Source organism: Endozoicomonas sp. NE40 (assembly GCF_040549045.1).
Classification (GTDB): Bacteria; Pseudomonadota; Gammaproteobacteria; order Pseudomonadales; family Endozoicomonadaceae; genus Endozoicomonas_A; species Endozoicomonas_A lisbonensis.
On sequence record NZ_JBEWTB010000002.1, the window covers coordinates 3,970,582 to 3,983,584 of the forward strand.

Below are 13,003 nucleotides of genomic sequence, written 5' to 3' on the forward strand. Positions count from 1 at the left end.
GAGCCTGACTAGTCAGGCTCAGACGTGACAGGGCGGTCTGATCAGAAGATGGCGTTAGCAATAAAGTAGCCAATCACACAGGCTGAACCAACAGAGATGATACCCGGTACCATGAAACTGTGGTTGAAGTAGAACTTACCAATTCGCGTAGTACCTGAAGCATCGAAGTTGCAGGTCGCGATATCGGACGGGTAGTTTGGAATAAAGAAGTAACCGTAGCAGGATGGCATCAGACCTACCAGTACAGCAGGCGGCAGACCCATCGCCATACCCACAGGCAGCATCATACGACACACGGCAGCCTGAGAGTTCACCACGACGGACACCACAAACATTGCCAGGGCAAACGTCCATGGGTAGTTCTGCACCATGCCGACAATACTGGTTTCGAAGGTTGGCATTGCGTGACGGAAGTAGGTGTCACTCATCCAGGCAATACCAAAGATGGCCAGAGCTGCGACCATACCGGATTTGAATACCACACCTTCAGGCACCTTGGAGGTAGGTGTTTTAGTTACCAGCAGGATGATACCGCCGAAGGCCAGCATCATCATCTGGATGATCGTGGACATGCCAATGGTAGAGCCCTGAACGGTACGAACCGCAGGGAACATCGCCACGGCAACAATACAGGCCAGCGCCAGCAGGAACAGCATAACGGAGTTTCTGGCTGATGGAGGCAACTGTTCATCCAGAGAAGTTGCGGTGGTGGACAGAATCTTCTCACGCATGTCCGGATCCTGCATACGACGCTGGTATTCTTTGTCGTCTTCCAGCTCAACGCCACGGCGCATACTGTACAGGGACATCAGCATGGTACCCAGGAAGGTGGCAGGAATGGTGACGCCCAGAATGTGAAACAGGGTGATGCCGCTGGTCATTTCGCTCATGGAGGTCAGGTAGAATACCACGGCAGCAGACAGTGGACTGGCAGTGATACCCATCTGGGATGCAACAGAAGCCGCAGCCATTGGACGCTCAGGGCGAATTTTGTTCTTTAGGGCGACGTCTCCAATAATAGGCATGATGCTATAAACCGCATGACCGGTACCCAGCATCAGGGTCATGGTGTAAGTGACGATCGGAGCAATGATGGTGACACGTTCCGGGTGTCTGCGCAGAATGCGTTCTGCTACCTGTAGCATGTATTTGAGGCCGCCAGCCGCTTCCAGAATGGATGCACAGGTCACCACGGCCATGATAATCAGCATAACATCAACCGGTGGGGAACCGGGTGCCATCTTAAAGATGAACACCTTGACCATCAGGCCAATACCGGAGACAACGCCCAGGCCAATGCCGCCAAAGCGGCTGCCCAGATAGAGCATTAAAAGAAGAAAAATAAACTGCAGAATTAGCATGAGGGTCTTACTTAATGAATTAAAACGAGGGAAAATTAACAGGTTGATTTTTAATTATTTAGGATATTAAGCGGTCAGGTATTGATCGTGGTCAATGCCGCTCTAATAAATATAAATCGCAGTATGAATAGTAAACATACTGGTTATAAGTTGGTCATTTTCGAGTGTGCTTATCGTAAAGTGATCCTTGCCTCTGTCCTGAAGGCCATAAAATTTGCTAAGATAATCCGTTATTTCGCGAATCGACTGGGTTTCCTGATTTTCCGAACTGGCAGGTGACTGGTTTGCCTGATACTCCGGTCAGTCTTTTCAGGATGGTCGACATCACTCAACCTTGCATGAGGGCGGGGGTACTTCATGGCTGTAGTTGCCAAAAAGTCATCCATGATTTTTTTCTCGGATCCGGCTGACCATTACTGTCACCGGGTTCGCATTGTTCTGGCGGAAAAAGGCGTTGCGGTTGACATTCAGAATGTCAATCCTGAAAACCTGCCGCAGGAATTATCGGATATGAATCCATACAATACACTGCCAACTCTGGTTGACCGTGAGCTGGTACTGTATGAGCCAAACGTGATGATGGAATACCTCGATGAGCGTTTTCCTCATCCGCCACTGCTGCCTGTTTACCCGGTGAGCCGTGCGCAGAATCGTCTGATGATGCATCGTATCCAGAAAGACTGGTGTGCGCTGGTTGACATCATTATGAATCCGAACACCAAGGAAACGCCTGCTAACCGCGCACGCAAAGAGCTGCGTGAAAGCCTGCTGGCCATTGCTCCGATTTTTGCTGAAAAGCCTTATTTCATGAGCGATGAGTTTACCCTGGTGGATTGCTGTGTAGCGCCGATTCTGTGGCGTCTGCCTGCAATGGGTATTGAACTACCTAAGCAGGGCAAGCCGATTCTGCAATACGCTGAACGGCTGTTTGCACGAGAGTCTTTCCAGGAAAGTCTGTCCGAAATCGAAAAAGAAATGCGCGAATAATCGAGCTTTTTTGTGGGTTGCTGCCAGATAGCGCACTGGCGCTGATGGCAGTTATTATTCTGGACAGTATGGTTCTTCAATCCGGAGACAGATATGACAATGACCAGTAGTCGTCCATATATTGCCCGCGCGCTGTATGAATGGATTCTAGATAACGACTGTACGCCTTATATCCTGGTGGACGCTGCTCGCCGTGGTGTTGAAGTGCCTCGTGAGTTCGTCAAGGACGGTCAGATTGTGCTGAATATTTCTCCATCGGCGGTGCGGGCTTTGCAGATGGAAAATGAGGTGATCACGTTCAGTGGGCGCTTTGGCGGTGAAGCTCTGACCATCACGATTCCTGCTGATGCTCTGATGGCTATTTACGCCCGTGAGAATGGCCAGGGCATGGTGTTTGAGGTTGAGCCTCAGATGGAAGAGGCTGAAGAGTTGGAAGCGGATATCGGTCTGGTTGAGGTATCTTCCGAGTCGAAACCTGCTGAAGACAAGCCAGTAGAGGCTAAGAAACCTGATGATTCAGGTGATAAGCCTAAAAAACCGGGTCGACCACATTTGAAAGTGGTTAAGTAAACAGAAAGGCTGCCTGAGGGTGGCCTTTTTTTTGCTTGAAATACCAGTGATTAGAAATCGGAAACGATATTACGTACCACTGCAATGAGGGTGTCATGAAGCTAACAATAATAACGGGTAGTCATCGTCGGGAATCCCAGAGCGAGCGGATCGGTCATATCTTGCGTAAAAGGGTTGAGGCACTTGGGCTGTTTGATGACAGTGAGGTGTTGAGTCTGTCGGGCAATCCTCTGCCACTCTGGGATGAGGTGATTTTCAGCGGGGATGAGCAATGGAAAGCATTGCTGTCACCCTGGCGGCAGACACTCAGGGCAAGCGATGCGCTGGTGGTTGTTACGCCGGAATGGAACGGGATGGTGCCGTCAGCCCTGAAAAATTTCTTTCTTTTGTTTGGTGCAGCAGAACTGGGGCATAAGCCGGCGCTGATTACGGCCGTGTCAGCCGGGCAGGGCGGTTCTTACCCTGTCGCAGAGTTAAGGATGAGCAGTTATAAAAATGCCCGCCTGTGTTTCATTCCGGAACATCTGATCATCAGGGATGTGGCTTCGGTGTTTACCGGAGACAATCAGGAGGCGGATATGCATCTGCAGGATCGGACTGATTACGCCCTGCGTCTGTTGTCAGAGTACGGAAAAGGATTGCAGCAGGTGCGGAATAGTGGCGTGATTGACCATAAAACGTTCAGGAACGGGATGTAGTTTATAACGTTTTGCCGGAGAGCTGTTTTGTCATGCAAGTGCCAGCTTTTCCTTCGGATATTGAAAACCGATCGTTCTTTACTAGGCTTGCTCACTGATGCAAAAAGAGACGTGCGGGTATTTTCCGCCAGAAGCCTGCTAGTACTATGTGCGACAGGCTTCCTGAACTTGAATAATAATCGGCATTCAGAGACTGGCTTTCTATGAATTTACACTCAGTGTTTATAACTTGCGCGGCTTTGCTGTTGCTGGCCGGGCTGTCAGGTTGTGAGCGCAGCGATCGTTACAAGCTGGAGGCTGCCCTGGAATCAGCCAGTGTAACGCTGGCGAGACAGGCGGAACTTTCTGGTTATGGTCTGATAACTTCTCAGGAGCTGGCTGCGCTGTTAAAGCGGGACCCTGCGGTAGTGCTTGTGGATACGCGAAGGACGTCGGATTACAACAAAGGCCATATTCGTTCAGCAAAAAACTTTACTTTTCCCAAAGGTGTCCTCATGGAAAATGTCTGGGATGATTCATTGATGATGGGTCGTACCAAGCAGGAATTCCTGCAGTTGCTGGGGGCAGACCGTAACCGGTTGCTGGTATTCAGTTGTGGCAGAACCCGTTGCGAACGAGGCCATAATGGCGCTTTATGGGCGGTTCGCCTTGGTTATCGCCGGGTGTTGCGTCATCCTGGTGGTGTTGAAGCGTGGCTGGGGGAGGGGTTTGAGCTGGTCAGGTGATGGCTTGTTGTTCTGCCCAGAGCAAAAAATTACCCATTAATTGAGAGCCCTGTTCGCCGGATGTTTCCGGGTGAAACTGTACCCCCAGAAACGGCCGGTCTGTAATCTGAAACGCTTCCACGCTGTAGTGGTCAGATTGTGCCAGAACGTGCATCGAATCGGATGGATGAATACCTTCGCAGTGATCCTCAGAAAATTGATTTGAAGGCAGGCTGGTGAAAAGCGGATGTGGCGCAATGATCGTAATGTTGTCGCTTATTCTGCGCTCTTCTCCACGGTAAACCTGGCCACCGAATGTCAGGGCAATGGCCTGATGCCCAAGGCAGATACCCAGAGTGGGAAGCTCAAGGTGTTTCAGAAACTGAAATGACTGCATGAGTTGGTCATGCTTTTGGGGGCTTTCGGTAAACAGATGGGGACCGCCAGAGATGATAACCGCAGTTGATTCAGAGAAGTCCCATTGATTGGCATCCTGAAGGTTAATGCTGGTGGTTTTGTAGCCGTGATGTTCTGCAATACTGATAATTTTTGGGAATTTTTCGCTGCCGCAATTGATAGTAACAATGTTTTTGCTGTTCATTGTGTACTCCTTGATTTTTGTGGCCCTCTGGAATCGATTCAGATAAAAACCTGAGTCGACTCCAGATGTTTGCCTGGACCGTTGTTGATTATAGGGCAGCCCGTTCAGACCTTGCTTTCGTCAGCGAACGTATTCGAAGATTTTTACAACCTTTTGAACGCCTCTTGTATTACGGGCAGCTTCAACCGCACTGCTGGCCTCTTTTGGGGTTGCCAGTCCCATCAGGTAGACTGTGCCTTTTTCTGTATTGACCTTGACTTTGTCGGCGGAAACAATTTCGTCCTGGATCAGTTTGGTTTTGATCTTTGTGGTCAGCCAGGCGTCGCTGCTGTGTTCCATAACGCTGGCAGGCTGGCCGATGGTCAACTCGTTATACACTTTGCGCACGTTCTGGATGGGCGTAACAATCCGGGTGGCTTCATCTTTCAGTGACTGGCTGGGAACCTGACCGATAATCAGTACAATGCCGTTAAAGCTGATCACTTTAATGCGGCTGTTTCTTCTGAATTCGTCACTGGACTTGTTGATGTTGACTTCGGCAATGGTTTCGATGGTCTGGTCATCCAGCCAGTTGCCCCAGGAACGCTCGGTGGGGTCCATGCGAATCGGGTCTTCATTGATGCCATCCACCACAGTGGCGCAGCCAGTCAAAAAGGCTAAGAGACCGGTTAGCAGGCTGGCGAAAAATAATCGTTGGGTGCGTTTCACTCGATACTCCTTTACTGTTTTTTCTGTGAAATTTTTTCATCACCTTTTTATTGTTCAGGGTGACGAAAAATGTTCCTTCGCTCAAGGCTGTCTTTTGCTCAAGGTTGTCTGGTTTCTTTCACCGGTTATTCAAGTAAAAGACTTTTGCAGTTTATCCGGTAGAGAACAGGAATTCGTCAATCAGGTCACACAGGCAGTGGATAATCAGGGTGTGTACTTCCTGAATGCGTGGTGCGTCGTTTGCTGGCACCCTGATTTCAATATCTTCCGGGTGCAACAGCCTGGACATGTCGCCCCCGTCCTTGCCAGTCAGGGCAATAATGCTCAGGTCCCGGTCGTGGGCTGCCTGAATGGCCTGAACGACGTTGGGGCAGTTGCCTGTAGTGGAGAAAGCCAGAAGAACGTCCCCTTGCTGCCCAAGCGCGCGAATCTGTTTGGAGAAAATTTCGTTAAAACTGCTGTCGTTGGCAATTGAGCTGATCGTCAGGCTGTCTGCGCACAGGGAAACGGCAGGCAGCGAGGGGCGTTCCCGTTCAAACCGGTTCAGCAGTTCGGAGACGAAATGTTGAGCATCGCCCGCAGAGCCGCCATTACCGCAGGCGAGAATTTTGCCATCATTCAACAGACATTGAACCATGACTTCTGCAGAGTCTGCGATGTAGGGAGGCAGGGCGTCGGCAGCACGAATTTTTGCGTCAATGCTGTCCGAGAAATGACGTATAATCAAGTCATGCATGTCTCGAGTCCTGAACGTTTATAAACGCCTGATAAAAACCGTTAAAAAATACCTTGCAACCATTCTATCGGTTTTGGCGGTCGTTCGTCATTGCTACTTATAACGTTACAAGTAACGGTGTCAGTTTGATTACTAATCAGAACAGCATCGAATCGGCAGTGACGATGCTGGTGCTTTCTGTAGTTTTGAAGAAAATGTTCAGCAGTACGGCGGATTTTCTGCTGCTTGGCAGGTGTAATGCTGGCTGCTGCTCCGCCAAACTGCTGGCTGTTGCGACTGCGTACTTCTACAAACACCAGGGTTTCGCCATCCAGCATAACCAGATCGAGTTCACCAAAGCGACAGGCGTAGTTTCGGGTGACCAGCTTCAGCCTGTTTTCCCTGAGGTGTTGCAGCGCCCGGTATTCGGCCCGGGCGCCAGTATTACTCTGAAGTCTGAGCCGCCAGTACATCGGTATTCTGTACGGGGATGGGGAGTGGTGTCAGTTGACCATTGCGAAAGATCTGCCACGACAGTTCCCGGCTGACACGCCCCTGTTCATTAATGCTAAGCCAGCCAGTCAGGCCGTCAATACGACTGCCGCTCAGGCTGCGCAGCTGTTGCAGTCGTGGGTGCAGGTTGTAGCTGTCAGCGCCCAGGGCAAAAAGACTGCCGTATTGACCGCGAGCTGTGGGCCAGGTGTCGGTGATGGATTGTTTGAGTGGCAAACTCTGTCCGGGTATATTCCATTGCATGACAGGTATCCTGAGGAAATTCAGATCCTGATCACGACTTCGGCTTATTTGTCCAGAGTAGGCGTTGGAGGTCGCATAAGTGGGGATATCGCCTGCGTACTGGTAGGCGACGGCTGGTTTAATCTGTCTGGCTTCCTCGGGTGAGGTGGCCATGAATATCATGTCGACATCCTGCCGGCGTCTTGGTTCGAAGCCAATCTGCTCTCTCAGTAATCGACTGATTTGACGTGCGCGTTGCTGGCTTTTATCGACCAGCAGGGCTTCACCTGCCAGTTTGCTGTATTCACTCTGGTTATCGAACTGACTGATTCCAGCCACTTCACCTTTGAGCTTTTTCCATTCCGCCGTAAAGCTTTCGACGGCTCTCTGGCTCCAGGAGGCATTGGATGTGAAGATTAATGCACGACGGTGTCCATCCAGAATGCCGCGCTGGGCTGCCAGTTTTGCCTCGTCTTCTGTAGACAGGCCAAACTGGTAAAAGCTGGTCCCGGCAGCAGCTGGGGTGTTGTTGTCATCCGACTGGCTGCTATCGGTCTTGCTGCTGTCGGTATAGTTGAGCGCCAGGATAGTCACGCCTTCTGGCGGTGACTGTTTCAGTTTGATGACATTACCTTTGTCCAGAGGGCCGATGATCAGTTCGGCTCCGGCATTTTTGGCCTTTTCTGCCACCTCAAGGATGTCAGTTTTGTGGGTATCGAAAAACAGGACCTCAGGGGTGTGCTGGTTGTCCGAACCGGAATGGTCAGCAATAGCAGAGTAATAAGCAGCCATAAAACCATCCCTTATTGACTTGCCAGCCGTAGCCAGTGGTCCGCTGGTGGGTAGCAATAATGCAATTTTCTGAGGGTGGCTGATGGCTTCAGGACTCAGTGTGTCCAGATTATCAGGCAGGAACTTACTGGCAGGATGACCACTCCAGCTACTTTTCCACTGGTTAAGGTTTTCGAGCTGCTGGTCAAGCGCTTTGCCCGGGCTGTAAATCATAGCCAGTTCGAGCCAGCCCTTCAGGCTGGTATCCCTGGTCTGCGAATTAAGTGCCATCAGGCGGTCGTGGGGGACGTGCAGTAACGTTGTCCAGAAATCCTGATAAAGGGCTTCCTGTTGATCCGTATGCAGCCCGGGAATGACCGACAGCCACTCATCCAGTGCTGCCAGATATTCGCCATAGCGGTTAAAAGCCCTGGCACGTAATATATGTGAGCGATTAACCAGGTCAGGGTCGCTGCTGTTGATAACAGGCTCGCGATCCAGCCAGTGAAATACTTCCCAGTTCTGTCCATTATGCTCGGCAATTTCAGCCCGCAGCAGGGAAAAATTTGCTTGGAGTTCAGAGGGCAGGCCGTCGTATTGTATGCTTTCCAGAACGGTTTGAGCCCGGTAGGGCTGGTCGCTCACCAGCATCTCTGCGGCCTGAATTTTCAGCTTTGCACTTTCCGGAAAAGTGGCACGTTCTGCCTGAACCAGAAGTTGATCGGCTGTCCGGGGAGTTGTTTCCACCTTAGGCAGGGGTTGTTGAATGACCTGCTGTGGTGGCTGGGAAGAACAGCCTGCCAGGATGGCAGTAATGATCAGGGCTTTGATCGGTCTGAATCTGGAAGGGTTGTCCCTCATAAAATCCTCATTTTCAGGGGCTTTGGCTGCGTCTGCAACGAGAAGCCTATAGTCCCTAAGTTGAGCTGGCAAGCACTGTAAACAATGCGTTTGGCCGTGTAGTGTACCTTATACTTTTTCTGGATTCTAATCGTACTGATAGCCTGTGAAAGCGCCTCACTGAAAGCGTTTGTGTCAGCAAGTCCGCTAAGTTAAGTACCCAACCACATGAAATATTCGATTTCATGTGGTTGGGTACTTAGTTACAGAGGGCTTTGGTGTTCCCTCTATAGGTTGAAAACCAAGAGCTTGGTACGACAGTATTTTCTGTTATGGGTTTTAAATAGCATGCTATTTGATTGTATCTGGTTGCGTAGTCTCTATATATGACCCTGCGATCATCTTTTTGTTTTTGTGTAAAGGTCTCGGTTACAGGTTTGTTTTCGTTCTCAAGAAGGTAGTTTGTGTATTGGTCGCGGTAGTATTCTGCCAGGGCGTAAGCATTCCAGCCTTTGGGGTTTTTTAAATTGGTATTGGCCTTTTTTTCTACAAGAAATTCCACGACTTTGGGTAGCCCTTCATAGGCTGCATACATCAGAGCTGTATATTGAGAACCTATATCTCTGCACTCGTGAGTGTTTTTGTTGCAGTTTATGATTTTTTCCTGATAGTCGATGTTGGCACCCAGCTGGAAAGTTCCGTTGATCTTTTGGATCATCCTATTTTCATCTTCATTGGGGGTGCTTACGGCCATCATCATCATTCCCGCTGGCGGACAGATAATGGTGGTAGCCATGGATATGCGAGAGAGGTGTCTTTCTTTCATAATGTCGATGAGTTTTTCGTCTGCAGTTTTAGCGACGGTCATGCTGCACCAAAATGACAACAGTATGGGAAGGGCGAGTTTCAAGGGCTTATGCATTATTTGTACCTCCAGGTTTGTAAAAGTTTTCTGTTTTCTTAGGTTGTCTGGAAGGTGAATAGTTCCCAAATTTAAATCATTCTAGTAGGTTTGTGTTTCTGGCCACTGTAGACTTCAGCGTTTTGTTAACTGGCTTGATGATCAATAGCATGTCTGAAAGTACGCTGTATGTCGTTGCAACCCCAATTGGCAATCTCGGGGATATGACACCCAGGGCCGTTGAAGTACTCCGGCAGGTCGATGTGATTGCGGCTGAAGATACCCGGCACAGTAAAAAGCTGATGAGTCATTTTGGCATCAGTACGCCGATGGTTCCCTGTCACGACCATAACGAGCGTCAGCAAACGGCGAACCTTGTTGCTCGTCTGGCAAAAGGGGAGTCGGTGGCGCTGGTGAGTGATGCCGGTACCCCTCTGATTTCCGATCCGGGCTATTTTCTGGTTCGGGAAGTGCGTGAGGCTGGCTATCGTGTCGTGCCGGTGCTGGGTGCCTGCGCCCTGATTGCGGCACTGTCAGTGAGTGGTCTGGCGACGGACCGGTTTTATTTTGAAGGTTTTCTGCCGGCCAAATCTTCGGGGCGGCGTAAAAAGCTTCAGGAGTTGTCTGGTCTGACCTCTACCTGGGCGGTTTATGAGTCAACACACCGGATTCTCGATAGTCTTGCAGACTTTAAAGAAGTGCTGGGGGCTGACCGTTACGTTGTGCTGGCCAGAGAGTTGACCAAGACGTTTGAAACGGTGCTGGCGGGTACGGTTGCTGACGTTGAAAGTATTCTTCAGGAAGACTCGAATCAGTGCCGTGGTGAGTTTGTCGTATTGGTTGAAGGCAATAAGGAAGAGAGGGAAACGGCTGTAGACCCGCAGACGGCTCGTTTGCTCGCGCGCCTGATTGAGGAGTTGCCGCCGAAAAAAGCAGCGGCTGTTATCGCGGATATAACGGATTACCGTAAAAAAGAGCTATATAACCTGGCTTTGGAAATGAAAGCTTGATTCGGCGTCACTAGCTCTATAATATTCGCCGCCGCGAGTTGGCTGGGCAGTCGCTGTGTGGAGATTATCAGCATTAGCTGATGTATCCATGTGGAGGAAAGTCCGGGCTCCGAAGGGTAGGGCGCCAGATAACGTCTGGGGGGCGAAAGCCTACGGAAAGTGCAGCAGAGAGCAGACCGCCAAAGTCTTCAGCTGAAGACCGGTAAGGGTGAAAGGGTGCGGTAAGAGCGCACCGCATGGCTGGTAACAGTTCATGGCATGGTAAACCCCGCCTGGAGCAAGACCAAATAGGGACCCTACAGGTGTGTACCCGCACTGGGTCCGGGTAGGTTGCTTGAGGTGTCTGGTGACAGGCATCCCAGATGAATGATTGCCCAGGCTGGTCAGGATTTATTCTGACTGGCTGGACAGAACCCGGCTTACAGGCCAACTCGCTATTTTTCTCTTTTTTGATGACTTTCTCTTGTGAAGAGTTATTTTCATCAGTCTCTCTGAACAGCAAAACAATGCTTTCAATTCATGGCTGCCTGTTTTTGAACAAAGGCTGTGGAGCAGAAGCTGTGGAGCAAGTTGTGGAAAAAACATTATCCACAACAACTTTTCCACATCCTTTTATCACACCTTTTTATATTATCCACTTCATCCATTGTCTGACGGAGTCAGGCTAGCTTCTTCATTTTCAAAGATTTTTTACAGCTGTTCATCCTGTAATGTTATTCACAGATTGACAATTTCCTGACATTGTCGGTAGTTGCCCTGCTTGACGTGGGTTTTTCAGATTTCTATAGTGTCCTTGAGTGGCGTATTGTGGATAAAAGTGGGTTTAATTGGTTTATACTCGGGTATGGTGGTGTTTTTACCCAATGATACACAGCTGCCATGAAACGATATTTTTTCTATGAAAGCGGTATTTTCGGCTCGCAGCTGTTTATAAGCCCAAGGCTGTTTGTAGAAAAAATCCCGGAATTAAGGAGAGAGATTTGTTTCGCGGTGTTAACGCTATCAATCTCGATGCCAAGGGACGACTGGCAATTCCTACCCGTTATCGGCAGGGGTTGAAGGATCGTTGTGCCGGCTGTCTGGTAGCGACGATTGATACCGACGAGCCATGCCTCCTTATTTATCCGGTTGATGAATGGGATGCTATCCAGAAAAAAATTGAAGCATTGCCCAGCTTTCATCCCATGACCCGCCGTATACAAAGACTTCTTATCGGTCATGCCACTGATCTGGATATGGATGGCAATGGCCGGGTTTTAGTCCCTCCACTGCTAAGGGATTATGCCGGGTTGGGTAAAAAGTGCATTTTGCTTGGGCAGGGTAAAAAGTTTGAACTCTGGGATGAAGACTGCTGGAACCAGCGTCGCGATGACTACCTGCGGGAAGCCAGCGACGCCGAAGAGGTTCCGGTTGAACTACAGTCTTTATCCCTCTGATTGATTTAACTCTGACTTAAAGAGTCATCGTAGTAAGTGATGAGTAATACAGATAAGCACATTACCGTGCTGTTGGATGAAGCCGTAGAGGCTGTGTTAACTGACCCCCGGGGTGTCTATGTGGATGGCACCTTTGGCAGGGGAGGTCACAGCAGGGCTATCCTTGACGGGCTGGCTGATGAAGGTCGCCTGTATGGTATTGACAAAGATCCAAGGGCGATTGCTGTCGGGACTGAACTGGCTGAGCGGGATAAACGTTTTTCCATACATCACGGCTCTTTTATTGAACTGGATGAGATGCTGGACGGTACTCAGGTAGACGGGGTGCTGCTGGATCTGGGGGTGTCGTCTCCGCAGCTCGACTCACCTGAACGTGGGTTTAGCTTCATGCAGGACGGTCCGCTGGATATGCGCATGAACACCACTGAGGGTGAAAGCGCCGCTGACTGGATTAACCGGGCAGAGGAACAGGAAATCAGTAAGGTGATCTGGGAATACGGTGAAGATCGTTTTTCCAGGCGAATGGCACGCGCCATCGTGGCGGCAAGGGCCGAAGAGCCGATCACGACTACGCGGCGCCTTGCTGAAATTATTGCAGCGGCCTGTCCGACCCGTGAAAAGGGCAAGCATCCGGCAACCAGGGCATTTCAGGCAATCCGTATTCACATTAACCGTGAGCTGGATGATCTGGTGGAGTGTCTGGATAAAGCACTTGAAGTACTGAAACCGGGTGGTCGGCTGGTGGTCATCAGCTTCCACTCACTGGAAGACCGCATTGCCAAGCGTTTTATTCGCAAGCATGCAAAAGGTGATGAGCTGCCAAGCTGGTTGCCAGTGCGGGAAGACCAGCTGAACAAGAGAATGAAGCCTCTGGGTAAGGCGATCAAGCCGGGTAAAACAGAGGTAGACGCTAACCCACGAGCGCGTAGCGCCGTGATGAGGGTGGCCGAGAAACTGGTTTGATCC

The 13,003-nt window shown here is 50.2% G+C and carries 14 protein-coding genes and 1 other RNA gene; 8 read left to right on the forward strand and 7 right to left on the reverse strand.

Annotated features, from left to right (window positions below; translation table 11 throughout):
* Positions 1 to 41: 41 nt before the first annotated feature.
* Positions 42 to 1,361 (reverse strand): anaerobic C4-dicarboxylate transporter, encoded by a 1,320-nt coding sequence (locus tag V5J35_RS18930; RefSeq protein ID WP_354008647.1) that lies wholly within the window; start codon positions 1,359 to 1,361, stop codon positions 42 to 44.
* A gap of 357 nt (positions 1,362 to 1,718) precedes the next feature.
* Here V5J35_RS18930 and V5J35_RS18935 point away from each other — a divergent pair, with 357 nt between their 5' ends.
* The 4 genes from V5J35_RS18935 (at position 1,719) to V5J35_RS18950 (ending at position 4,341) form a co-directional block, all read left to right on the forward strand.
* A complete protein-coding gene (locus V5J35_RS18935; RefSeq protein ID WP_262568410.1) occupies positions 1,719 to 2,348 on the forward strand; it encodes a glutathione S-transferase N-terminal domain-containing protein in 630 nt (209 codons plus the stop codon).
* 99 nt (positions 2,349 to 2,447) lie between these two features.
* On the forward strand, positions 2,448 to 2,918 hold the full coding sequence (locus tag V5J35_RS18940) for a ClpXP protease specificity-enhancing factor (protein ID WP_354011322.1): 471 nt from the start codon (positions 2,448 to 2,450) through the stop codon (positions 2,916 to 2,918).
* Between the two features lie 95 nt (positions 2,919 to 3,013).
* Positions 3,014 to 3,616, forward strand: a complete 603-nt coding sequence (locus V5J35_RS18945) for an NADPH-dependent FMN reductase (protein ID WP_354008648.1) — start codon at positions 3,014 to 3,016, stop codon at positions 3,614 to 3,616.
* 218 nt (positions 3,617 to 3,834) lie between these two features.
* On the forward strand, positions 3,835 to 4,341 hold the full coding sequence (locus V5J35_RS18950) for a rhodanese-like domain-containing protein (protein WP_354008649.1): 507 nt from the start codon (positions 3,835 to 3,837) through the stop codon (positions 4,339 to 4,341).
* Here V5J35_RS18950 and V5J35_RS18955 read toward each other — a convergent pair.
* The 6 genes from V5J35_RS18955 to V5J35_RS18980 all read right to left on the reverse strand — a co-directional run bounded on the left by V5J35_RS18955 (position 4,334) and on the right by V5J35_RS18980 (position 9,612).
* Positions 4,334 to 4,921: a type 1 glutamine amidotransferase gene (locus V5J35_RS18955; RefSeq protein ID WP_354008650.1), complete on the reverse strand. Its 588-nt coding sequence runs from the start codon at positions 4,919 to 4,921 to the stop codon at positions 4,334 to 4,336. The two genes, V5J35_RS18950 and V5J35_RS18955, sit on opposite strands and share 8 nt — an antisense overlap.
* Before the next feature lie 120 nt (positions 4,922 to 5,041).
* Positions 5,042 to 5,629, reverse strand: coding sequence for a BON domain-containing protein (locus tag V5J35_RS18960; protein WP_354008651.1), 588 nt, complete (start codon positions 5,627 to 5,629; stop codon positions 5,042 to 5,044).
* 151 nt (positions 5,630 to 5,780) lie between these two features.
* Positions 5,781 to 6,365, reverse strand: coding sequence for a phosphoheptose isomerase (locus V5J35_RS18965; protein ID WP_354008652.1), 585 nt, complete (start codon positions 6,363 to 6,365; stop codon positions 5,781 to 5,783).
* Positions 6,366 to 6,406: 41 nt separating this feature from the next.
* A complete protein-coding gene (locus V5J35_RS18970) occupies positions 6,407 to 6,817 on the reverse strand; it encodes a YraN family protein (protein ID WP_354008653.1) in 411 nt (136 codons plus the stop codon).
* Positions 6,789 to 8,711 carry a penicillin-binding protein activator gene (locus V5J35_RS18975; protein ID WP_354008654.1) on the reverse strand — a complete coding sequence of 641 codons (1,923 nt, stop codon included), beginning with the start codon at positions 8,709 to 8,711 and terminating at the stop codon, positions 6,789 to 6,791. The genes V5J35_RS18970 and V5J35_RS18975 overlap by 29 nt, the downstream gene beginning before the upstream one ends.
* Before the next feature lie 238 nt (positions 8,712 to 8,949).
* Entirely contained in the window at positions 8,950 to 9,612 is a 663-nt protein-coding gene (locus V5J35_RS18980; protein ID WP_354008655.1) for an ankyrin repeat domain-containing protein, read from the reverse strand.
* A 149-nt stretch (positions 9,613 to 9,761) separates the two neighbouring features.
* Here V5J35_RS18980 and rsmI point away from each other — a divergent pair, with 149 nt between their 5' ends.
* The 4 genes from rsmI to rsmH all read left to right on the forward strand — a co-directional run bounded on the left by rsmI (position 9,762) and on the right by rsmH (position 13,000).
* Positions 9,762 to 10,601: a 16S rRNA (cytidine(1402)-2'-O)-methyltransferase gene (gene rsmI / locus V5J35_RS18985; protein ID WP_354008656.1), complete on the forward strand. Its 840-nt coding sequence runs from the start codon at positions 9,762 to 9,764 to the stop codon at positions 10,599 to 10,601.
* Positions 10,602 to 10,635: 34 nt separating this feature from the next.
* An RNA gene (gene rnpB / locus V5J35_RS18990) (RNase P RNA component class A) lies at positions 10,636 to 11,039 on the forward strand.
* A gap of 542 nt (positions 11,040 to 11,581) precedes the next feature.
* Complete coding sequence (gene mraZ, locus V5J35_RS18995; RefSeq protein WP_262568400.1) at positions 11,582 to 12,037, forward strand: division/cell wall cluster transcriptional repressor MraZ; 456 nt, start codon at positions 11,582 to 11,584, stop codon at positions 12,035 to 12,037.
* Between the two features lie 39 nt (positions 12,038 to 12,076).
* Complete coding sequence (gene rsmH, locus V5J35_RS19000) at positions 12,077 to 13,000, forward strand: 16S rRNA (cytosine(1402)-N(4))-methyltransferase RsmH (RefSeq protein WP_354008657.1); 924 nt, start codon at positions 12,077 to 12,079, stop codon at positions 12,998 to 13,000.
* Positions 13,001 to 13,003 lie beyond the last annotated feature (3 nt).